17 protein-coding genes and 3 pseudogenes are annotated in these 20,984 nt (G+C 62.6%); 14 read left to right on the forward strand and 6 right to left on the reverse strand.

The features are described 5' to 3' along the window. Positions 1 to 136 precede the first annotated feature (136 nt). From LB568_RS15350 to LB568_RS15360, 3 genes are all read right to left on the reverse strand, one after another. On the reverse strand, positions 137 to 2,443 hold the full coding sequence (locus LB568_RS15350; RefSeq protein ID WP_224730572.1) for an FdhF/YdeP family oxidoreductase: 2,307 nt from the start codon (positions 2,441 to 2,443) through the stop codon (positions 137 to 139). Between the two features lie 155 nt (positions 2,444 to 2,598). Next, complete coding sequence (locus LB568_RS15355; protein ID WP_140572503.1) at positions 2,599 to 2,877, reverse strand: hypothetical protein; 279 nt, start codon at positions 2,875 to 2,877, stop codon at positions 2,599 to 2,601. Between the two features lie 73 nt (positions 2,878 to 2,950). Then, the gene (locus tag LB568_RS15360) at positions 2,951 to 3,958 is read right to left on the reverse strand and encodes an ATP-dependent DNA ligase (RefSeq protein ID WP_224730573.1); all 1,008 of its coding nucleotides are present in this window, start codon (positions 3,956 to 3,958) and stop codon (positions 2,951 to 2,953) included. A gap of 218 nt (positions 3,959 to 4,176) precedes the next feature. Between LB568_RS15360 and LB568_RS15365 the strand changes: the two are divergent. After that, positions 4,177 to 4,479, forward strand: a pseudogene (locus LB568_RS15365) (cysteine hydrolase); the annotation flags it as partial. Positions 4,480 to 4,484: 5 nt separating this feature from the next. Next, positions 4,485 to 4,661: pseudogene (locus tag LB568_RS15370) on the forward strand (hypothetical protein); the annotation flags it as partial. A gap of 143 nt (positions 4,662 to 4,804) precedes the next feature. Here LB568_RS15370 and LB568_RS15375 read toward each other — a convergent pair. The 3 genes and pseudogenes from LB568_RS15375 to LB568_RS15385 form a co-directional block, all read right to left on the reverse strand. After that, positions 4,805 to 5,389 (reverse strand): FAD-dependent monooxygenase, encoded by a 585-nt coding sequence (locus LB568_RS15375; protein ID WP_224730574.1) that lies wholly within the window; start codon positions 5,387 to 5,389, stop codon positions 4,805 to 4,807. Positions 5,390 to 5,573: 184 nt separating this feature from the next. Continuing rightward, a pseudogene (locus LB568_RS15380) lies at positions 5,574 to 5,969 on the reverse strand (FAD-dependent oxidoreductase); the annotation flags it as partial. A 304-nt stretch (positions 5,970 to 6,273) separates the two neighbouring features. Then, the gene (locus LB568_RS15385; protein ID WP_224730575.1) at positions 6,274 to 8,718 is read right to left on the reverse strand and encodes a membrane-bound PQQ-dependent dehydrogenase, glucose/quinate/shikimate family; all 2,445 of its coding nucleotides are present in this window, start codon (positions 8,716 to 8,718) and stop codon (positions 6,274 to 6,276) included. Between the two features lie 196 nt (positions 8,719 to 8,914). On the opposite strand from LB568_RS15385, the gene LB568_RS15390 reads away from it, so the two are divergent. From LB568_RS15390 to LB568_RS15445, 12 genes are read left to right on the forward strand one after another with little or no spacing between them, the layout of a single operon-like run. Next, a complete protein-coding gene (locus LB568_RS15390; RefSeq protein ID WP_224730576.1) occupies positions 8,915 to 9,571 on the forward strand; it encodes a cytochrome c3 family protein in 657 nt (218 codons plus the stop codon). Further along, positions 9,555 to 12,527, forward strand: a complete 2,973-nt coding sequence (locus tag LB568_RS15395; protein WP_224730577.1) for a TAT-variant-translocated molybdopterin oxidoreductase — start codon at positions 9,555 to 9,557, stop codon at positions 12,525 to 12,527. Before LB568_RS15390 ends, LB568_RS15395 begins: the two co-directional genes overlap by 17 nt. Next, positions 12,520 to 13,878, forward strand: coding sequence for an NrfD/PsrC family molybdoenzyme membrane anchor subunit (nrfD, locus tag LB568_RS15400; protein ID WP_013897143.1), 1,359 nt, complete (start codon positions 12,520 to 12,522; stop codon positions 13,876 to 13,878). Before LB568_RS15395 ends, nrfD begins: the two co-directional genes overlap by 8 nt. Then, positions 13,875 to 14,402 carry a DUF3341 domain-containing protein gene (locus LB568_RS15405; protein ID WP_013897142.1) on the forward strand — a complete coding sequence of 176 codons (528 nt, stop codon included), beginning with the start codon at positions 13,875 to 13,877 and terminating at the stop codon, positions 14,400 to 14,402. Before nrfD ends, LB568_RS15405 begins: the two co-directional genes overlap by 4 nt. Further along, a complete protein-coding gene (locus tag LB568_RS15410) occupies positions 14,399 to 14,941 on the forward strand; it encodes a c-type cytochrome (RefSeq protein WP_224730578.1) in 543 nt (180 codons plus the stop codon). Before LB568_RS15405 ends, LB568_RS15410 begins: the two co-directional genes overlap by 4 nt. Continuing rightward, a complete protein-coding gene (locus LB568_RS15415; protein ID WP_224730579.1) occupies positions 14,938 to 16,050 on the forward strand; it encodes a hypothetical protein in 1,113 nt (370 codons plus the stop codon). Before LB568_RS15410 ends, LB568_RS15415 begins: the two co-directional genes overlap by 4 nt. Beyond that, positions 16,043 to 16,489 (forward strand): hypothetical protein, encoded by a 447-nt coding sequence (locus LB568_RS15420; RefSeq protein ID WP_224730580.1) that lies wholly within the window; start codon positions 16,043 to 16,045, stop codon positions 16,487 to 16,489. The genes LB568_RS15415 and LB568_RS15420 overlap by 8 nt, the downstream gene beginning before the upstream one ends. Before the next feature lie 8 nt (positions 16,490 to 16,497). Then, the gene (locus tag LB568_RS15425) at positions 16,498 to 17,238 is read left to right on the forward strand and encodes an SCO family protein (RefSeq protein ID WP_224730581.1); all 741 of its coding nucleotides are present in this window, start codon (positions 16,498 to 16,500) and stop codon (positions 17,236 to 17,238) included. Next, entirely contained in the window at positions 17,235 to 18,188 is a 954-nt protein-coding gene (gene coxB / locus LB568_RS15430; protein ID WP_013897137.1) for a cytochrome c oxidase subunit II, read from the forward strand. Before LB568_RS15425 ends, coxB begins: the two co-directional genes overlap by 4 nt. Then, complete coding sequence (gene ctaD, locus LB568_RS15435) at positions 18,185 to 19,825, forward strand: cytochrome c oxidase subunit I (RefSeq protein ID WP_013897136.1); 1,641 nt, start codon at positions 18,185 to 18,187, stop codon at positions 19,823 to 19,825. Before coxB ends, ctaD begins: the two co-directional genes overlap by 4 nt. Next, positions 19,822 to 20,457 carry a cytochrome c oxidase subunit 3 gene (locus tag LB568_RS15440; protein ID WP_013897135.1) on the forward strand — a complete coding sequence of 212 codons (636 nt, stop codon included), beginning with the start codon at positions 19,822 to 19,824 and terminating at the stop codon, positions 20,455 to 20,457. Before ctaD ends, LB568_RS15440 begins: the two co-directional genes overlap by 4 nt. Beyond that, positions 20,454 to 20,702, forward strand: a complete 249-nt coding sequence (locus LB568_RS15445) for a cytochrome C oxidase subunit IV family protein (RefSeq protein ID WP_013897134.1) — start codon at positions 20,454 to 20,456, stop codon at positions 20,700 to 20,702. The genes LB568_RS15440 and LB568_RS15445 overlap by 4 nt, the downstream gene beginning before the upstream one ends. Positions 20,703 to 20,984: the final 282 nt, after the last annotated feature.

The raw sequence follows: 20,984 nt of genomic DNA on the forward strand, positions 1-20,984 counted from the left end.
GAGGTTCTGGCCTGCCACTAGGCCGGTGTTTCCGTGAAATTTCCCAGCTCGATTGGCAAAGACCGCTCTCGGTGGAGATGGGTTCTGCCAGAGAAACCAAACTCGCAGGTCGGGCCGGAGGTGTAGTGCTTCAGCGTCATCCAGGCATCACCACGCGCACCGGCACCGACTTTGCCGCCGGCACATGTGCCTTTTCGGCCCGGTGCCATAGCGGAATGAGCGGATTAAGCTCGGGGTAATAGCCGGCGCAGTCACCGCGCGGAATTGGATAGGGAATGACCCGCAGTCCGCGCACACGGCGCTCGACACTGTCGCCCGCGGCGGATTCCAGATCGATCTCCTGTCCGTCGCTAAGGCCCATCCGCCGGATATCGTCTTCGTTCATCATTAGCACCATGCGTGTTCCGTCGATGCCGCGCAGCCGGTCGCGATAGCCGTAAATCGTCGTGTTGAACTGATCGTTGGAACGGACGGTGATCAGCGTCAGTACGTCCGATCGCGACACGTCGATGTCCGGATCCGTCTCCAGCATCGTCGGCGGCTTGAAGTTGGCCTTCTTGTTGGGTGTCTGCCACACTCGGTTCGAGGCCTTTATGTCGCGGTGAAATCCGCCCGGCGCCAGGAAGCGTTTGTTGAAGTCCTTGAAGTGATCGGGGTAGCAACGTTCGATCTCGTCCCTCACGCGCGAATAGTCAGCCACCCATTCATCCCATGGTATCGAGCTCTTTGCCGCCACCGTCGCCTTCGCGAGCTCGGCGACGATGCGCGGCTCGGAGAGCAGGTTGGGTCCGACCGGCGGCCGGGAGCCGAAGGAGCCGTGGATGCAGGCCGTGGAATCCTCCATGGAGACGTGCTGCTCGCCGCTCTTCTGCACGTCCTTCTCGATCCGCGAGAGACAAGGCAGCAAATAGGTGACGGATCCCGGTATCAGGTGGCTGCGGTTGAGCTTTGTTGCGATCTGGACATGCAATCTCAAGTGCCGCCACGCATCTTCGACCAGCCCTGTTTCGGGAACGGCCCGCACGAAATTTCCGCCCAGTCCGATAAAGGCCTTCACCGACCCGTCGATCACGCCTTCGCATGTTTCCACAGTGTCGCGTCCTTTCTCGCGCGGCGGCTCGAACTTGTAGAATTCGGCGAACTTGTCGAGCGGGACCAATTCAGGCTTCTCCGAGATGCCGACGGTTCGCTGGCCCTGAACGTTGGAGTGACCGCGAAGCGGGGAGACGCCGGCGCCTTTCTTGCCGACGTTGCCGCGCATCAGGAGCAGGTTGCAGAGCATATGGACGTTCTCGGTCCCGTGCCGGTGCTGCGTCAGGCCCATGCCGTAATTGCCGATGACCGCCGAGGCTTTACTATAGACGTCGGCGACATGTTCGAGATCGGCGCGCGCAATGCCGGATCGGGCTTCGATCCTTTGCCATGGCGTGCGGCGTAGATAGGCCTCGAACTCCTCGAAGCCATGCGTGTGTTCTTCGATGAAGGCGACGTCGAGGACGCGCGGGGCGCCGGTCTGTTTCGCGGCGTCATCAAGAGCCAGCACTGCTTTCGCAATGCCGGTCATGGCCGCAATGTCGCCGCCACCGCGAATCTGATAGAAGTCGCTCGACATCCTGGTGCCCGCACCAGGCGAAAGCATCTCGACGGGGTTCTGTGGATTCTTAAAACGCTTCAGGCCGCGTTCCGGTAGCGGGTTGAAGGTGATGACAGGTATGCCGCGCTGGCGTGCTTCCTCGATCGGATGGAGCAGTCGCGGCGCGGTGACGCCGGTGTTGTGGCCGAAGAAGAACATCAGGTCGCAATGGCTGAAATCCTCCAGCTGGACCGTGCCGACCGGCGAGCCGATCGACTCGGGCAGGCCGACCGAGGTCGACTCGTGGCACATGTTGGACGAGTCCGGCAGATTGCCCGAGCCATAGATGCGCGCGAACAGCTGATACATGAACGAGGCTTCGAGCGAGGCCCGGCCCGAGGTGTAGAAGACGACGGATTTAGGATCGAGCCTGTTGAGTTCCGCGCCGATGTCGCGGAACGCGGTCTCCCACGCTATTGGCTCATATTTATCGGTGACCTCGTTGTAACGCATCGGCTCAAGCAGCCGACCCTGTTTTTCGAGATCGTGATCAGGCCAGTCGAGCAGTTCGTTGACGGAATGCGCGGCGAAGAACTCCGGGCCGCAGCGCCGTTTCGTCTGGTCCCATATCGTGGCCTTGGCGCCGTTCTCGCAAAATTCGAACGGCCGCGGCTCGGCGGGCTTCGCCCACGAACAAGAGACGCACATATAGCCATCGGCTTTGTTCTGCTTGAGCAGCGTGCTCCAGATGCCGGACATCAACAGACCTTCGCCGCGCGCCTTGCCGATCAGCGACTTGAGGGATCCCCATCCGCCGGTTGGATGGTTGTACTTGCGGATTTCAACATGGTCGGTGGTGGACGGGTTCATGGTGGAGCTCGGCTTGTTATGACTTTGATCTTCAACTCGTCCGGGTCCAACATGTTCCGGTGCCGGCGAATCTGTCAGCCGCATTCAGGTCGCGCGCAATGACCTGCCAACCCGCGCGAAGGCGCTTGGATCGGCACGGCCGGGCCGACCGTCAGCTACACCTCGTCGAAGCGGCTGCCTTCCTTGGACGGGTCGCGCGACAGCACACGTTCCTCCTCGTCGTCGGGCAGGGCCTCGTCGCTTTCCTGATCGGGGTTATCATCATCCTCCTCGGGCAGGGCCTGTTCGGCCTCGCGCAGATCCGGGCCGTTCTCGGTGACGACGCTGTCGGGAAGCACCTTGTTGCCTTCGAAGGAATCCCAATCCTGCTGTTCGATGGTCGGCGCTTCAGTTTCTTCCTGTTTTTGGGATCGCTGCTTGTTGCGGGGGTCCATGTCGTTCTCCAATATCCAATGACTGCTTCTTTCAGAAATCGCACCGGCGGCGGATTGTTCCGGAAAGTCACTGCTACGCGATCTGCTCGAAAGTGCATTGGTGCGGTGCTTTGTCCGGCCGCCAGCGCAGCAGCCTGGTGCCATGCCGGAAACGGTTACTGGTAACATGGTCGAAGCGGACCTCGACGACCAGTTCCGGCCGCACCGGTTCCCATTTCCCGCTGCGCTCCGTGCTCCAGCGGCTCGGCCCGCCCGGCGCCTTGCCGGTAAAACCTAGTCCGCCACGCAGCTCTTCGAGCCTCTCGGTCAGAGCGTTGCGTTCATCGTTGGCGATGGTTGAGGTGAAGCCGACATGATCGAGCTGCCCGTTTTCGTTGTAGAGGCCAAGCAGCAGCGACCCGACTTGCCTCGTGCCGGTCAGATAGCGGAACCCGCCGACTACGCAGTCGGCCGTGCGCAGCCGTTTTACCTTCACCATCGCGCGTTCGCCGGGCCTGTAGGGATCATTGAGCCGCTTGGCTACGACACCGTCCACGGAACCGCTGCCGGCGTCCTTCAGCCATCTGTCGGCTGTCGCAAGGCTGGTGGTTGCAGGCGAGAGGCGCAAAGCCTTGGACCGGGCCTTGGCAACGAAATCTTCAGCTGCATCGCGCCGATCATGCAAGGGCAGTTCGATCAGCGATTGTCCGCCCGGGGCGGCGAGCATGTCAAAGAGCACCAGTTGCGCGGGCGTTTCCCGACTGAGCTTGCGGATACGACTCTCCGCCGGATGAAGCCGCATCTGCAGCGCGTCGAAAGAGGCATACCCCTCGATCACGATTTCGCCGTCCGCAACGAATTCGGTTGCCGTGAGCGCACTCAGGGCCGCGATCAGTTCAGGAAAATAGCGGCCAAGCGGTTTGCCGGATTTTGCCCTGAGGTCGACGGTTTTGCCGTCTTTGAAGGCTAGGCAGCGGAAGCCATCCCATTTCGGTTCGTACTGCCAGGGGCCGTCGTCCCACGGCAATGCCTCCGCGGTGCGCGCTTCCATTGGCTGCGTGCTCAAGGGCAAGGGAAACTCGACGCCGGATGCCCCTACCATCGCTCTTCCATGTCGAGATGAGGCTGGTCAATGGTATTCATCCGGTTTGAACGTTCGGCGCGAGATGTGGTTTCCGAGGGAACAGGCATCAAGGCAACGCGTTTGTCCAAACGTTCAGAGGATCAGATCTTGAATCTCAGGCGCCGCTCCGGCTCGTCGAAATATGCGCTTTCCTACTTGGCTTCACCGCGGCGGGGTCGAATCCGCCGGGCATTGTGATGGCGGCTCAAGGATTGAGCTACGGGTCGCTTGGCAAGCACTGCGCGCATGTTTGCGTGGATATGGAAAGACTGTTCGCCGAACCCTCTGAATGGGCGACGCCCAGGATCACCAGGGTGCTTCCGAGAATTGTAAGTCTGGTCGAGAGAAAGGCCGACCAGACGATCTTTACCCGCTTCATCCCAGCGGCAAGGGCCGGGCAGGGCGTCGGCACTTGGAAGCGCTACTACGAGCGCTGGGCCTCGATGACAATAGAGGCCATCGGTCCGGAGATGGTCGAATTGCTGTCGCCGCTGCCTGCGTTGAAATGGGCGACAGCAGCCTGCCTCCGGCTCCGGTTTCGGGCGGGTCGATCTCCACGGCCAGCGTGTGTTCGGCGGTGCTCAAGGCCTGCGACGCTATCCGAACCAAGCTCTATGCCGCCGCGACCGACGAGGGCGGTCCGCTGGCGGGTTCCCATAACGAGGAATTCGACCTCGCCGACGGAAAGATCGTCGCGAAGAGCGGCGCCTCGGCCAAGGTCGAGGACGTGTTCAAGGCCACCTCATCGGCTTTGTCTGCGTCTTTGCCGGTGTTCTGCTCGTTGCCTGGGAGAACGCAAAAGACGACGGTTGGCCGCGCGCCCTGCTACTCCTTCAGACCCGCGACGCGCTCGAGCAGCGGTCGCTGCAGGACGGGAACCGTCCCGATTGTCCACATAACGAGGTTGCGGAACGTCTGGACGAAGCTGTTGGTCGACTGCGCTGTCGACAGAATGCGTTCGCTGAGCTCGATCCAGCGATGCCCTACCGGCCGGCGTTCATCGGTATATCCAGCCAGCGTGCCGTCGCCGAAACGCCGGGCAAAGGAGGCGGCATCCTCGATGCCGAGATTCATGCCACGGGCGCCAAGAGGCGAGTGGACATGCGCGGCATCGCCGCCGAGGAAGGCGCGGGCGGTCTGGTAGCGTGACGCCTGCCTTGCCGGAATGTGGAAACGATCGGTGCGCAGCACCTGCGACACGTGATAATTGCCCGGGACATGCGCCAGCGCATCGGGCGTGTTCGAGACCGCGCGAAAGCGGTTGTCGCCGATCGGTATGATGAAGCCGACGTCGCCGCTGCGATTGAGGAAAGCCTGCGCCGCTCCCGGCTCGTAAGGCCAGGATGCGATCTCTGCATCCGTGATGCTCCATTGCCGCCTGTGGGTGTAGCCCTCGAATTCGATGCCCACGGCCTTGCGGACCGAGCTGTGGGGGGGGGGGGGGCGGGGGGGGGGGGCGGGGGGGGGGGGGGGGGGGGGGGGGCAACGCGCCGCAGGGGGGGGCGCCGGCGGCGCCCAAGGCGATGTCGAAACTGTGCCTTTCCTCTTCGCCGCCTTGCGTGATCCGAGCCTCGACCTTGTCGGCTTGCTGGGTGAGGCCAACCAGTTGCGTACGCCATTCGACCTCGATGCCGAATGTCGCCAGCATCTCGGCCATGATCCTTTCCGTATCGCGCTGCGGCAGCGACAACAGGAAATTGTAGCGGTGCGGCAGCAGCGAGAAGTCGATTGTGACGAGCTCGCGCGTCTCCGTGTGGAAATGCGCGTGGCGGACCTTGAGCCCCTTTGCGAGCAGCTTCCCGCTAACCCCGGAGGCTTCGAGAACGTCCAGGCTATGCGCGCTGATGCCGACGGCCTTGCTGAGCGGCGTGGGGCCGTCCTTCTTGTCTATGATACGAGGGTGGACGCCGCGCCGCGCAAGCTCCAAGGCCGCTGTCAGTCCCGTCGGGCCGGCGCCAACGATGAGGATGGAAGCTGTTTCTCGGAGCACGATTGTCGCCTTTCGAATTGGAACTGTTTTTTCCCGCGCTGGTTTGAACGTCTAGGCGCGACCTTACCCGATACCCGATCGCAAGGCGCATCCTACGATAGGGAGACGTTCATATTTCACATCGGCATGTGGATGCTGGTTGTCGCCGGCGTTCTCCTGATCCTGATTTTGATCTGGATGTATGTCCTCGCCCGACGCCGGAGCGTGCGAGGGCGCAACGGAAATCGAGCAGGGAATAGACCGCATGGCGGCCGGACAAGGTAACGGCTCCAGGCGTTTCGTAGGGCCTGCGACTCCAGAGCGCTCATCCTGAAGCTAAAGCATAGGCAATGACTTCGTCGCCGACCTTGGTTTCCATGAAGTGATGGCCGCCCGGCGCGATGACAATGTATTGCTTGCCATCGACCTCATAAGTCATTGGAGTCGTCTGGCCGCCGGCGGGAAGATCGGCCTGCCACACCGTCTTGCCGGTCTTGATGTCGATCGCTCGTAGCTTGTTGTCGGTGCTCGCGGCGATGAAGATCAGGCCGCCGGCCGTAACCAGCGGGCCGCCATTGTTGGGCGTTCCGATGGTGAGCGGCAGCATCGACGGAATGCCGAATGGGCCGTTGTTGTTTGCGCTGCCGAGCGGCTCGTCCCAGAGCGTTCTGCCGGTCTTGAGATCGATGGCGCGGATATGACCATAAGGCGGCTTCGAGCAGAGCAGGCCCGTCGAAAGGCGCCAGCCGGCATTTACCGCGATGGCGTATGGGGATCCGGCCTGCGGATCGCCGATGTCCTTTACTTTCTTCGGGCTGCCACCTTTGTCGATCGGCTTGAAGCCCATCTGGTCCGCCTTCTCGCGCGGAATGAGTTGATCGTAGTTCGGCATGTCGTTGTAGTTGGCGACCAGCACGCCGCTGTCAGTGTCGACGGCGACGCTGCCCCAATCCGAACCGCCATTGTAGCCGGGATATTCGATGAAGGGACGATCAACCGTCGGCGGCGTGTACTCACCCTGATAGAAGGCCCGATGGAACTGGATACGGCAGTAGAGCTGATCCAGCGGGCTCATGCCCCACATATCCTTTTCGGTGAGCGGCGGCTGGTCGAGATGCGCGTAGCCGGAATAGGGCTGTGTCTTGGAAAGCTTATCCGGCTCGACGCCGCCCGAGGGTACCTTGCGCTCCTCGACCGGGAAGAGCGGCTTGCCAGTCTTGCGGTCGAGGATGTAGATCTGGCCCTGCTTGCTTGGCACGATGATGGCCGCGAGCTTGCCGGTCACGGCCGGGAAATCGACCAGCGTCGGCTGCGAGCCGAGGTCGTAGTCCCAAAGATCGTGATGCACAGTCTGAAAGTGCCAGACGGGCTTGCCGGTCGTGACATCGATGGCGACGATCGACGAGTTGAACTGGTTCTCGAAGTCCTTGCGGTCGACGCCGTAATAGTCGACGGCGGCATTGCCGAGCGGCAGGTAGACATAGCCGAGCTGCGGATCGGCGGCGGCGACGGTCCACATATTCGGCGTGCCGCGCGTGTAGGTATCGCCCTGAGGCGGCGCGCCGGTGCGATCGGGGTGCCCCATGTCCCAAGCCCAGGCGAGCTTGCCGGTGGTGGCGTCATAGCCGCGAACGACGCCCGAAGGCGCGTTCTCGGCCTGGCCGTCCTTCACCTGCGCGCCGACGACGGCGATGCCGCGCACAATGGTCGGCGGCGCGGTGACGGAGTACCAGCCGGGCACCGTCTCGCCGATGCCCTGGTTGAGGTCGACGCTACCTTTCTGGCCGAAATCCGAGCAGGGCTTCCCTGTCCGGGCGTCGATGGCGATCAGCCGCGCGTCCAGCGTTCCGAAGATGATCCTGGTGGCGCAGGCCTGATCGGCCTTCGCGCCTGGAACGGAGAAATAGGCGACGCCGCGGCAGCTCGCACCGTAGGGTATGGCGTTGTCGGACACCTTCGGGTCGTAACGCCATTCTTCCTTGCCGTTGCGCGCATCGGCGGAAATGACGATGTCCTTGGCAGAGCACGCATAAAGATGGCCGCCGATTTCCAGCGGCGTGTTTTCGGGCGAATAGAGATCCTTGGTCGCCTGGTTCGGCATGTCGCCTGTGTGAAAGGACCAGGCCCGGGTGAGCTTGGAGGCATTGGCCGCGGTGATCTGGTTGAGCGGCGAATAACGAGTGCCCAATTCCGATCCGCCATAGACCGGCCAATCGTTGCCTGGCTGATGGATCGCGGTGTCCTGCGATACAGGTGCAGGTGGGGTGGACGTTGTTGGCGGTTGAGCAGGTTGTGACTGCGCCAAGGCACTGATGTGGAAAAGGCCGAACGTCGCTGCTGCAATAACCGGCAGCAGCAAGCCCGTTACATAGGCTGCATTCCGGCTGCCTCGCCCGGCACCCTCGCGGAAAGCAGGCATGGCCAGCAGAACGAAGACAAGGATGATCGTAGGAGCCAAGACACGCGGCATCAGCGCCCAGCCGTCAAGACCCACCTCCCAATAAGCCCAGGCGAGCGTCGCGAGCCAGGCCAGCAAGTAAAGCCAGATACCGGCCGGGTTTCCAGCCAACATCAGGATGCCTGCCATCAGCAGCGCGATGCCGGCGGGAAGGTAGTACCATGATCCGCCAAGTGCGATCAGCCAGGCGCCGCCGGCCCCGATCAGGAGGCCGAGGATGATCAATAGGATGCCGACGAGAACGCTCCACCAGAAAGCGACGCCGCGATGGCGCACAGGACGATGAGCGGTGTCGGCAGCGATGTTGGTCATGGCATTATTCCAGCGTGGAACAGATCGTGATATCTGGCGAACGCACGCGACCGGCTGTGGTTGCGGATTGAATTGTCGACCCGTCTCCGTGGCGGTCACCATTCTGTGATTGCTGCATGGCTCCGGAACTTTCGTGGCGAAAGCACCGTTAGGTGTAGTCAACTCTGAGTTTGCCTTCAGCAGAACCGGCGAGGGGATGCCGCAGATCTTCTCGAAAAACGCCAATGGCATCGCGCGCTTTGTCATCTGGGGAAGTTGTGCAGTTCTGCTGATCGCCGCCGCGATCGGGGTCATCCTTCCCCGTTCGGACCTGGTAACGGGAGTAGGTGAGCCAGTGGCGCAGCCGGTGCCGTTCAGCCACAAGCATCATGTCGGCCAGCTCGGCATCGACTGCCGCTATTGCCATAACGGCGTCGAAACCTCGTCTTCGGCGGGTCTGCCGGCCACCGAAGTCTGCATGACCTGTCATTCGCAGCTTTTCACCAATGCCGACATGCTGGCGCCGGTACGCGCAAGCTTGGCTAGCGGCAAGCCGATCGAATGGCAGCGCGTCAACAGAGTGCCCGACTTCGTGTTCTTCAATCACGCGATCCACGTCAACAAGGGCGTCGCCTGCGAGACCTGTCATGGCGAGGTCGACGAGATGCCGCTGACGCGACGGGCGCATACGCTCAGCATGGAATGGTGCCTCGGCTGCCATCGCAATCCGGAACCCAATCTGCGTCCGCCGCAGGACGTGTTCCTGATGCATTGGCAGCCGCCTGAGGACGTCGCCGAGATCAGGCGGCAACTGATCGGCATGCTCGACATCCACCCCGAGACGATGACGGATTGCTATGTCTGCCATCGCTGAGAAAGGGTCAGGCTCCGGCATCGACATCGCGGCCCTGCGCAGGCGGCTGGCAAACGGTCGCGACATGTGGCGCAGCCTCGACGAGATTGCCGGTACGGTGGAATTCCGCCGCTTCGTCGAGGCAGAGTTTCCCGCGATTGCCGAGCGTCTGCCGGCAAAGCCGAACCGGCGGACGCTGCTCAAGCTGATGGGCGCTTCGCTGTCGCTTGCCGGGCTCGCGGCCTGCAGCAGGGCGGAAAGAATCGTGCCTTACGTGCGCCAGCCGGAAATCCTTGTTCCCGGCAAGCCCGTCTGTTACGCGACGACATTGTCGAGCGATGGTTTCGGCATCGGCGCCATCGTCGAAAGCCATGAAGGGCGACCGACAAAGGTCGAGGGCAATCCCGACCACCCGGCATCGCGCGGCGCGACCGATGCGGTAATGCAGGCGGCGGTATTGACGCTGTTCGATCCCGATCGCTCGCGCACGCCGCTCAAGGACGGCGAACCGGCGTCCTATGGCGATTTCCTCAAAGGCATGGCGGCGCTTGTCTCACGGTGGACGGCATCGCAAGGGCAGGGCGGCGCTCTGCTCCTCGATGCCTCGACGTCGCCGACCCTCGCGACGCAGATCGACGCGCTGCGGGCGCGCTATCCGAAGCTGAAAGTCTATCGCCATAATCCGTTGGCGACCTCGGCCGCGGGGGAGGCGTCGCGGGCCCTGTTCGGATCTGCGCTGACGCCGATCCACCACTTGGACCGTGCCGAGGTGATCTTCAGCCTCGACGCCGATTTTCTCGGCGAGGGACCCGGACGACTTGCCTATGCGCGCGACTTCGCGGTGCGGAGGCGCGTGCGCAATCCGTCCGACCGGATGAGCCGGCTCTATGCCGTGGAGTCTACGCCGACCGTTACGGGCGCAACTGCTGATCATCGTTTGGCGGTGAAGCCAGGTGGCATCGAAGCCGTAGCTGCCGCGCTGCGCGCGACGCTTGGCGGTCAGGCCGAGGTTCCCAGCTCACCGGTCGATCCGACGTGGATAACTGCGCTATCCAAGGATCTGGCGGCGGCCGGCCGCAACGCGCTGATGATCCCGGGGGCGCATCAGAGCGCCTTTGTGCATGCCGCCGCGCTGGCCGTCAACGCGGAGCTTGGCGCGCTTGGCAATACGGTGGAAATGATCGAGCCACCGGACACATTGCAGGTCGATGGCGATCTCACGACCCTGTGTGATGCAGTCGGGGATGGCGCGATCGACACGGTCGTGGTGGTTAGCGCAAATCCGCTGCACACCGCCCCGGCCGGCCTTGATGCGCATAAGGCATTCTCCAGCCTGAAGTTGCTTGTGCATCACGGTCTCTATCGCGACGAGACTGCTTTCTTGTCGCACTGGCATGTACCGGCGGCGCATGAGCTCGAGAGCTGGAGCGACATCCGTGCTCATGATGGCACGGCGTCACTGGTCCAGCCGCTGATTGCGCCGCTTTACGATGGCAAGACCTTACATGAGTTGCTCGCCGTGCTTGGCGGTCAATTCGCAACCGATCCGCTTTCGCTCGTTCGGCAGCATTGGGCAGCGCTCGATGACGGGGCCTGGAAAAAGGCGTTGGGTGACGGTGTCGTGCCGCACAGCGCCGCCAAGCCGATATCAGCGACAATGGCTCCGGAGTTGGGCGGATTGAAGCCGGCAGCGAAGGCAGGCGGCGGGATAGATATTCGCTTCGTCGCCGATCCCTGGCTGCGCGACGGGCGCTTCGCCAACGCCTCATGGCTGCAGGAACTGCCACGACCGCTGACCAAGATCGTGTGGGGCAACGCCGCGCTCATCTCACCGGCAATGGCGGAGCGGCTGAAGATTGAGAACGGCAACATCGTCAACGTCGAGGCCAACGGGGCTGATCTCGATGCACCTGCCTGGATCGTGCCCGGTCATCCCGACCAGACGGTGACGCTTTCCTTCGGCTTCGGGCGCAAGGTTGGTTCCGTAGCCGCGCTGTCCGAGGGCTATGATGCCTTCCGTCTACGGCAGGGCCTGGAATGGATTTCGACTGGCGCCGCGGTCAGGCCGCGCGAGAGCAGTGTGCGGATCATCACCACGCAGCATCACCAGGCGATGGAAGGCCGCGCCATCGTTCGCCACGCTTCGCTCGACACGTTTCGGCAGAATCCGCATTTTGTCCGCAAGGATGCGCCGCCGCCAACGGAGTCGCTCTATCCCGATTGGCCGTACAGTCAGGAAGCCTGGGCTATGGCGATCGACCTCTCGGCCTGCATCGGCTGCATGGCCTGCGTTTCGGCCTGCCAGGCGGAAAACAACATCGCTCCGGTCGGACCGGACGAATGCGAGCGCGGCCACGAGATGCACTGGCTGCGGGTCGACCGCTACTATGCCGGACCGGTCGATGCGCCCGACACCTTTTTCCAGCCGGTGCCCTGCATGCATTGCGAGAAAGCGCCCTGCGAGCTGGTCTGTCCGGTCAACGCCACGGTGCACACGCATGATGGGCTGAATGCGCAGGTCTACAATCGCTGCATCGGCACGCGCTACTGCTCGCAAAATTGCCCCTACAAGGTGCGGCGCTTCAATTTTCTCGACCATCAATCCTTCGACAAGGACGAAGCCGGTCCGGAGCAGGGCGCGCACAATCCCAATGTCAGCGTGCGCTCGCGCGGCGTGATGGAAAAATGCACCTACTGCGTCCAGCGCATCAGCGCCAGGCGTATCCAGGCCCAGATCGAGAACCGCGAGATCGCCGACGGCGAAGTGGTCACCGCCTGCCAGCAGGCCTGCCCGACGCAGGCCATTATCTTCGGCGACCTCAACAGAAAGAACGCTCACGTCGTCCGGGAAAAGAGCGCGCCGCAGAACTATGCCCTGCTTGAAGAGCTGAACACGCGCCCGCGCACGACCTATCTCGGCAGGATTTCCAATCCGAACGGCGATCTGGCCAGGCAAGGCGAGGCGACTGATGGCTGAAGCGAGCGCCGAAAGTCCGGCCGTTCTGCGCGGCCGCCACGATTTTCCCGAGATCAGCGGCCGCATCGGCTCGATCGTGCTCAGCGGCCGGCTGCCACGCCATTTCTGGACGGCGTTCTTCTTCTGCTTCCTGCTTGTCCTGCTGTTTCTCTATTCGATCACCTATCTGATCTCAGTCGGCGTCGGCGCCTACGGCATCGATATACCCGTTGCCTGGGGGACGATGATCGCCAACTTCGTCTGGTGGATCGGCATCGGCCATGCCGGCACGCTGATCTCGGCGGTGCTGCTGCTGCTGAGACAGCCATGGCGCGCCTCGATCAACCGCTTCGCCGAAGCGATGACGCTGTTTGCCGTCGCCATGGCAGGACTATTCCCGATCCTGCATCTCGGCCGGCCGTGGTTCTTCTACTGGCTCTTGCCGCTGCCCAATGTGCACATGCACTGGCCGCAATGGCGCAGTCCGCTGGTCTGGGATTTCGCGGCGATCGCCACCTACGCAACCGTCTCGTTGCTGTTCTGGTATATGGGCCTCTTGCCCGACCTTGCCGTGTTGCGCGACCGCGCCAGGTCGAGACCGGCGCAGCTCTTCTATGGCATACTGGCGCTCGGCTGGCGTGGCTCGGCCTTCCATTGGGCGCGCTACCAGGTCATCTATTTCCTGCTTGCGGCCTTGGCCACACCGCTGGTCGTCTCGGTGCATTCGATCGTCTCGCTTGATTTCACCTTCGCGATCACTCCCGGCTACCACTCGACGATCTTCCCGCCCTATTTCGTTGCCGGCGCGCTGCTCTCCGGCTTCGCCATGGTGCTTACCATCGCCATTCCGCTGCGTTGGGCCTTTTCGGTCCAGGACTTGATAACCCTCAGGCACATGGAGAACGCCGCCAGGCTGATGATCGCCGCCGGCATGGTCGTTGCGTATGGCTATGTCTCGGAAGCGTTCTTCGCCTGGTATTCCGGGGAGCCCTATGAACGCACCATGATGGCCGAGCGGGCGCTTGGTCCTTATTCGCCGCTGTTCTGGACGATGCTCACACTCAACTGCGGCCTGCTGCAATTGCTGTGGTTCCGACGCATCAGGCGCAACATGCCCCTTTTGTTTGCAATCGCCGTTGCCATCAATATTGGCATGTGGATCGAGCGCTACATCATCGTCGTCACCGGGCCGAGCCGCGACTATCTGCCGACTTCCTGGGGCGAGCAATCGCTGACCTGGCTCGATTTCGGTATCCTGTTCGGCTCGATCGGCACGTTCTTCGCGCTCGTCTTCCTGTTCATCCGCATCCTGCCCGCGATCACCATTTTCGAGGTCGAGGAACTGGCCGAGGAGGAGGGCAAGCTCAGATGAGCCTCTACGGCCTCCTGGCGGTGTTTGCCGATCCCGAAGTGCTTGTCGAAGCGGCGCGCGGCATGCGTGAGCGCGGCTACCGGCGCATGGACGCCTTCTCCCCATTTCCGATGAAGGAGCTGAACGAGGTACTGGCGATCCCGAAGACGCGACTGCCGTGGGCCGTGCTTGCCGGCGGCATCGCCGGCGCCGCACTCGTCTACGCGCTGATCTGGTATTCGGTCGAGATCGACTACGCCATCAATGTCGGCGGCAGGCCATTACATTCCTGGCCGCCTTTCGTCGTCATCGCTTTCGAGGCCGGCATTCTCGGTGCAGCCTTTGCCGGCTTCCTAGGCGTGCTCGCAGCTAACGGGCTGCCCCGCTACTACCATCCGGTTTTCAATGCCGAGAGCTTCACCTATGCGGGCGGCGGCAGGTTCTACCTTCTCATCGAAGCGACCGACCCCAAGTATCGCAAGGGCATCACCAAGGGCCAACTGACGCGGCTTGGCGCCGAGATCGTCGAGGAGGTCGAGGCGTGAGCCGCCTGCCCCTCACACTGGTTTTTGGGGCCTTGCTGGTGGCCGGCTGTCGGCAGGACATGGAGGACCAACCGCGCTACGATCCGCTGGAGGCCAGCAACCAGTTCGCCGACGGCATGTCGGCGCGAACGCCCGTGACCGGCACAGTTGCGCGCGACACCGATCTTTCGCGGACGCCGGACAGGATTCCCGATCCGGTCACGATAGAGCTGCTGCAGCGAGGGCAGCAGCGCTTCGACATCTTCTGCTCGCCCTGCCACGGCCGCACCGGCGATGGCCACGGCATAATCGTCCAGCGCGGTTTTTCGGCGCCGCCGAGCTACCATCAGGACGCGTTGCGCAAGGCCCCCGACCGGCATTTCTATGACGTCATCACCAATGGCTATGGCGCCATGTATTCCTACGCGGCGCGGGTGCCGCCGCAGGACCGCTGGGCGATCGTGGCCTATATCCGCGCGCTGCAATATTCGCGCGATGCGCCGATCGCCGAGCTTCCGCAAACCTTGCGTGCGCGGCTCGAAGCCAAGGCCGCGCCATGAGCCGCGTCGAGCAAGGTTTCCTGATTGCCGGCATCGCCGGGCTTGTCTGCTGCGCGGTGGGAATATCGCTCGACGCGAGGCCCGTGCTCGGCGCCTGGCTTGCAGCCGTCATCTTCGCACTCAGCCTGCCGCTCGGCGCGCTGACGATTTTGATGGTGCATGGACTGACCGGCGGGCGCTGGGGCGAGGCGATCCGTCAGCCTTTGCGGGTCCTGGCGGCGACACTGCCGCTTGCGCTGATCTTGCTCCTGCCGGTGCTGATAAGGCTCGATCTCATCTTCCCGTGGGCCGGCACGGATTCTGCGATGCTGGCCGAGAAGGTTCGTGAGAAGCTTGTCTATCTCAACGTGCCCTTCTTCCTGCTGCGCTTCGTCGTCTGCGCCGCAATCTGGCTCGCTCTCGCCTGGATGATGCTCAGCTCGACTGAAGAGCACCTCGCAAAGAGTGGCGATGGCAGGAAATATGCCCTCGGTCTCATCCTCCATGCTTTTGCGATAAGCGTCTTTTCAATCGACTGGATGCTGTCGCTTGAGCCGGAATTCACTTCGACCGTCTATGCGCTTTGCGAAGCGTCGGCCGAAGTGGTCGGGGCATGCGCCACGGCGGTCATTGTGCTGGCGGCAAGACGTGCGGTCGAAATCCTGCCCGGCGGCGAAGAAGACGTCGCTCTCAGCGAGGACCTCGCCAATATGTTGCTCGGTTTCCTGCTGATCTGGATTTATCTCGTTTTCATGCAATGGCTGGTGGTCTGGGGAGGCGATCTGCCCGACGAGATTCATTGGTACGTCATCCGCAGCGGCAATGGATGGCAATATCTGCTCTACCTTCTGATCGCGTTGCAGGTGGCGGCCTCTGCGGGCCTGCTCAGCCGGGACCTGAAACGCAGCCATGCCGGCCTGATCCGGCTCGCCGGAATTGCCCTGGCCGGGCATTTCGCCGACATGTTCTGGCGCGTTCGCCCGCCGCTCTTTTCTGGCGGCATTCTTTCGCTTTGGCACGATGTTGCCGCGTGGATCGGCCTGGGCGGGCTGTGGCTTGCGCTGTTCCTTTTCCTTCTTCGCCGGCCGGATCGGATCGCCTGGTGGAAGCGCGAGGCGGCCCATGGCTAAGGCGCATCGCCATCCCGAGACGCGCGATGTGCGGCCCCGCATGTTGGTCGCTTTCGGCGCCGGCCTGGTGCTGTTCATTGCGTCTGCCGCGATTGGCATGAAGCTCGCGTTCAACACCACGCCGACCTGGCTGCCACTGTCCGCGAACACCAGTCCGGAAAACCCCGAGTTGCAGACCGCGCCAAAGCAGGATCTGACCAGCTTCCGCGCCGAGGAAGATCGTCAGTTGAAAATGCTTGGCTGGGTCGATCGCAACGCCGGCATCGCCCGCATTCCTATTGACGACGCCATGTGGGCGGTGGTCAGCAACGGCTTACCGGACTGGTCGCAGCAGGGAGCCGGAGTCGCGAGCACTGAAAATTGCGCCTTGGTCACGGCTGCGGTTCCCCGGGCACCTCAGGCCCAGAATTGCCAGCAGCAGAGCAGGGCAGGGCGATGAGGAGCTTGTTGGCTGCGCTTTGTCTTTTCGTTGCCGGTACGGCGCTTGCCGCCGAACGACCGACCTTCGACCCGAAGCCCGGCGCGAAGCTAACTCTCGATCGCGAATTGGTCGATGCAAGCGGACGAAAGCTGACGCTGGGCGAAACGCTCGGCGGGCGTCCCGCGCTGGTCATCTTCGGTTACGACAGATGCCCAAACCTTTGCGGCGTCACACAGCAGGCGGTCGCCTCTGACCTTAAGAAGACGTCGCTTCTTCCTGCAGACTACCGCGCACTATTCATCTCGATCGACGCCGATGAGACGTCCGCCGATGCCACCGAGGCGCAAGCCGAAATCGCCTCCGCCGCCGGCCCGACGGGATTGTCCGCCTGGCGCTTCCTGACTAGCAGCGACGGCTCCGGCGCGGTGCTGGCCAACGAGGCCGGCATCACCTTCGACCGGCGCAAGGGCATAGATCAGTTCGTCCATCCGATCGCGGTCATTGCACTCACGCCGGCTGGTCGGATTTCGCAAGTGCTGCCGGCGCTGACCTTCACGCCGCGCGACCTTCAGCTTGCGCTGGTCGAAGCATCGGCCAATAAGCTCGGGTCGATCGCCGATCACGTCTTCCTGTTCTGCGCAGGCTTCGACAGTTCCAAAGGTCAGTACACCCCAGCCATCTGGGCGGCGTTGAAAGTGGCGAGCCTGGCAACGGTACTCGGCCTGGGCGCGACGGTGCTTTGGCAAACGCGCGGGAGGGGAAGATGAGCTTCGGCATTCCCTTCTTTCCGCAGGAAGCCTCATCGGAAGCTGGCCGGGTCGATGCGCTGTTTTACACGCTGCTTGCTTTCTCGGCCGTTCTCGGACTGGCGCTCACAGGTCTCGTTGTCGGGTACGCGGTGAAATACCGCGTCGGCTCGCCGGCGGATCGCACCGGCCAGCGTTCCCGCAACATGTGGCTCGAGATGAGCTGGACCATCGCCAGCCTGATCATCGCCTTCATCTTCTTCGGCTGGGGCGCGATACTTTTCGTTCGCCGCGACCATCCGCCGGCGGACGCGCTGGAGATCACGGGGCTGGGCAAACAGTGGATGTGGGAGTTCAGACAACCCGGCGGCCAGCGCGAGATCAACGAATTGCATGTTCCGGTCGGCAAACCGGTCGTGGTGTCGCTTGCCGCGCAGGACGTCATCCACTCCTTCTTTGTGCCGGCTTTCCGCATAAAGCAGGACGCGGTTCCTGGACGCACCACGCACATTTGGTTTATTGCTACCGAGCCCGGACGCTATCACCTGTTCTGCGCCCAATATTGCGGCACGCAGCATTCCGAAATGGGCGGCTGGGTGACGGTGATGGCCCCTGAGCAGTATGCCGCGTGGCTGAACAGCCAGGGCGAGGGCGAGACGCTTGCCGCAAGCGGCGAAAAGCTGTTTCGCGCGCTCGGCTGCTCCGGCTGCCACGGTCCGAACAGCAAGGTGCGGGCGCCGGCCCTCGAAGGCATCTTCGGCCGGCCGGTGGCGCTCGATAACCAGCAGACCGTAATCGCCGACGAGCGTTACCTGCGCGACTCCATCCTCATTCCGAAGAAAGAAATCGCCGCAGGCTACGAGCCGGTCATGCCGAGCTTCGACGGTCTGATCGACGAGGGCGAGCTGCAGATGCTGCTTGCCTATCTGAAATCGCTTTCGCCGCAACCAAGCGCGGGAGCAAAGCCATGACCCGTTCGGCAATGACGGGGACATATCTGGGCGAGGGAGCCGGGCCCCGCGCGTGGCTGCTCACCACCGACCATAAGCGTGTCGCCTGGCTCTACTTGGTCTCGTTGACGGCATTCTTCTTTCTCGGCGGCGCGATGGCGGTGCTGATGCGAATCGAGTTGGCGACACCGGCCGGCGATCTCGTCTCCGACGATGTCTATAACCGGCTGTTTTCGCTGCACGGCATCATCATGGTCTGGTTCTTCCTGGTACCGTCGATTCCGGCAACGTTGGGCAATTTTTTGCTGCCGCTGATGATCGGCGCGCGCGACCTCGCATTTCCGCGGCTCAATCTCGCCAGCTGGTACGTCTTCATCTTCGGCAGCCTGTTCGCGCTGTTTTCGGTGGTCGCCGGCGGCGTCGATACCGGCTGGACCTTCTACACGCCGCTGTCGACGCTCTATGCCAACGGCTTCGTCTCGACCGCAGCGTTCGGGGTCTTCGTCGTCGGCTTCTCGACCATCATGACCGGCATCAACTTCATCGTCACGGTGCACACACTGCGTGCGCCGGGGCTCACTTGGTTCCGCCTGCCGATTTTCGTATGGACGCTCTACGCCACCAGCCTTGTGATGGTGCTCGCGACGCCAGTACTCGCGGCCTCGTTGATTTTGATCGTGATGGAGCGCGTTTTCGGCATCGGCATCTTCAATCCCGACCTCGGCGGCGATCCGCTGCTCTTCCAGCATCTGTTCTGGTTCTACTCGCACCCCGCCGTCTACATCATGATCCTGCCGGGCATGGGCGTGGTATCGGAGGTTCTGCCGTGCTTCAGCCGCCGGCCGCTGTTCGGCTACAAGGCGGTGGCGATGTCGTCGATGGCGATCGCCGTCTTCGGCTTCCTGGTCTGGGGCCACCACATGTTCGTCAGCGGCCAATCGGCCTACGCCGGCGTGCTGTTCTCGTTCCTGTCCTTCTGCGTGGCGATCCCGTCGGCGATCAAGGTCTTCAACTGGAGCCTGACGCTGCGCAAAGGCGAGATCAGCTTCGAGACACCGATGCTCTATGCGTTGTTTTTCCTGGGACTGTTCACCTTCGGTGGATTGGCCGGGCTCTTCCTTGCGGCGCTCGCGGTCGACGTGCATGTCCACGACACCTATTTCGTCATCGCGCATTTCCATTACATCATGGTCGGCGGCATGGTGACGGCCTATATGGCCGGGCTGCATTTCTGGTGGCCGAAGGTGACCGGCCGCATGTATTCCGAGACAGCAGGACGCATCGCGGCGACCGTCACTTTCGTCGGCTTCAACCTGACGTTCTTCCCGCAATATGTGCTGGGCTTCGACGGCATGCCGCGGCGCTATCACACCTATCCGCCGGAGTTCCAGTTCTGGCATGTGCTGTCGTCAGCTGGTGCAGTGGTTCTTGCAATCGGCTATCTGATGCCACTGTTCTATCTCGGCCGGTCGCTGTTTCGCGGCGACCGCGCGCCCGACAATCCGTGGAACGCCACCGGGCTTGAATGGCAGACGGGCTCGCCGCCGCCCCCGCATAATTTCGAGACGGTGCCAGTCGTGAGCGGCCCTGCCTACGCCTACGACATGAAGGGGCTCGAGCACGAGCGCTTCAGCCCGCATCTGGAGGCTGGCGGATGAGCAGCACCGAAAGCGTCGCCTTTGACAGTCCGCACCGCGAACAGCGCGCCGACACCTTTGCCATGTGGGTGTTCATCGGCTCCGAGGCTATGCTGTTCGGCGCGATCTTCCTGGTCTTCCTCGTCGCGCATATCGACTACGGCCCCGCCTTCGCGGCGGCGTCGAAACACCTTTCGCTGCCGCTCGGCACCTTCAACACGGCCGTGCTGATAACCAGCAGCTTCACCATGGCGCTGGCGCATATGCTTGCGCTTCGCAGACGTTGGCGCGCGACGGTTTGGGCGCTGGTCGTGACCTCGGCGCTGGGCGTGTGCTTTCTGGCGGTGAAGGCGATCGAATACGGCAAGGAGATTCACGAAGGCCTGGCGCCGGTTCTCGGCCTACCGTTCCGTTATGCCGGGCCGGATCCGGCGCATGCCGAATTCTTCTTCGGCCTCTATTTCACGATGACGTCGCTGCATGCGCTGCATCTGATCGCCGGCATCCTAGTCATCGCCGGCACAATCGCCCTCTGGCGGGCTGCCACTCCCGCCAGCCGCTTGCGCCGGGTCGCGGCCGTTGGCCTCTACTGGCATTTCGTCGACATCATCTGGGTGTTCATGTTCCCCGTTCTCTATCTGGTCAACCGATGAGCGACCTTCGCAAACTCAGCCTTGGCTATGTCGGACTGCTCGCGCTGCTGGCGCTGACGGTCGGCTCGTCCTTGCTCGACCTCGGCGGCTTCAACGTCGCTTTGAACCTGGCGATCGCCGCCGCCAAGTCTGTTCTAATAGCCATTATGTTCATGCACCTGACCGGTGCTCTGCCTCGTCTTGCCGTCGCAGCAACCGGGCTATGGCTCGTGATCTTGTTCGGCCTGACGCTGATCGGCCGATAGGCGTAACGGCCACTATCAGGCGAGCCGACATGGCCATCGTGACGTGTCAAATGCCACTCCGCTTCAACAGCCTACAGCGGAGGCATGCCAAAACAGTCGGGAAACACCGATGGCGGCTTTGCTGTGGCCGACGGCTCTTCAGCGTTCCGATGACGATGCTTCGAGTTCGGGATCGTCTCTCGTGCGCCTGTAAGCGGAGAATGACCGATCAACTGCTGATTTGAACACGGAACCGTACCCTTCCTCCAAAGTTGTGCACGGAAAGGAACCTGTGTGATGCCC

Source organism: Mesorhizobium sp. B263B2A (assembly GCF_020165775.1).
Classification (GTDB): Bacteria; Pseudomonadota; Alphaproteobacteria; order Rhizobiales; family Rhizobiaceae; genus Mesorhizobium; species Mesorhizobium opportunistum.

What these genes read in the sequence shown, in the direction of transcription:
- LB568_RS15350 (WP_224730572.1), bottom strand. Translation starts at nt 2,443, where the DNA reads ATGAACCCGTCCACCACCGACCATGTTGAAATCCGCAAGTACAACCAT.
- LB568_RS15355 (WP_140572503.1), bottom strand. Translation starts at nt 2,877, where the DNA reads ATGGACCCCCGCAACAAGCAGCGATCCCAAAAACAGGAAGAAACTGAA.
- LB568_RS15360 (WP_224730573.1), bottom strand. Translation starts at nt 3,958, where the DNA reads ATGGTAGGGGCATCCGGCGTCGAGTTTCCCTTGCCCTTGAGCACGCAG.
- LB568_RS15385 (WP_224730575.1), bottom strand. Translation starts at nt 8,718, where the DNA reads ATGACCAACATCGCTGCCGACACCGCTCATCGTCCTGTGCGCCATCGC.
- LB568_RS15390 (WP_224730576.1), top strand. Translation starts at nt 8,915, where the DNA reads ATGCCGCAGATCTTCTCGAAAAACGCCAATGGCATCGCGCGCTTTGTC.
- LB568_RS15395 (WP_224730577.1), top strand. Translation starts at nt 9,555, where the DNA reads ATGTCTGCCATCGCTGAGAAAGGGTCAGGCTCCGGCATCGACATCGCG.
- nrfD (WP_013897143.1), top strand. Translation starts at nt 12,520, where the DNA reads ATGGCTGAAGCGAGCGCCGAAAGTCCGGCCGTTCTGCGCGGCCGCCAC.
- LB568_RS15405 (WP_013897142.1), top strand. Translation starts at nt 13,875, where the DNA reads ATGAGCCTCTACGGCCTCCTGGCGGTGTTTGCCGATCCCGAAGTGCTT.
- LB568_RS15415 (WP_224730579.1), top strand. Translation starts at nt 14,938, where the DNA reads ATGAGCCGCGTCGAGCAAGGTTTCCTGATTGCCGGCATCGCCGGGCTT.
- LB568_RS15420 (WP_224730580.1), top strand. Translation starts at nt 16,043, where the DNA reads ATGGCTAAGGCGCATCGCCATCCCGAGACGCGCGATGTGCGGCCCCGC.
- coxB (WP_013897137.1), top strand. Translation starts at nt 17,235, where the DNA reads ATGAGCTTCGGCATTCCCTTCTTTCCGCAGGAAGCCTCATCGGAAGCT.
- ctaD (WP_013897136.1), top strand. Translation starts at nt 18,185, where the DNA reads ATGACCCGTTCGGCAATGACGGGGACATATCTGGGCGAGGGAGCCGGG.
- LB568_RS15440 (WP_013897135.1), top strand. Translation starts at nt 19,822, where the DNA reads ATGAGCAGCACCGAAAGCGTCGCCTTTGACAGTCCGCACCGCGAACAG.
- LB568_RS15445 (WP_013897134.1), top strand. Translation starts at nt 20,454, where the DNA reads ATGAGCGACCTTCGCAAACTCAGCCTTGGCTATGTCGGACTGCTCGCG.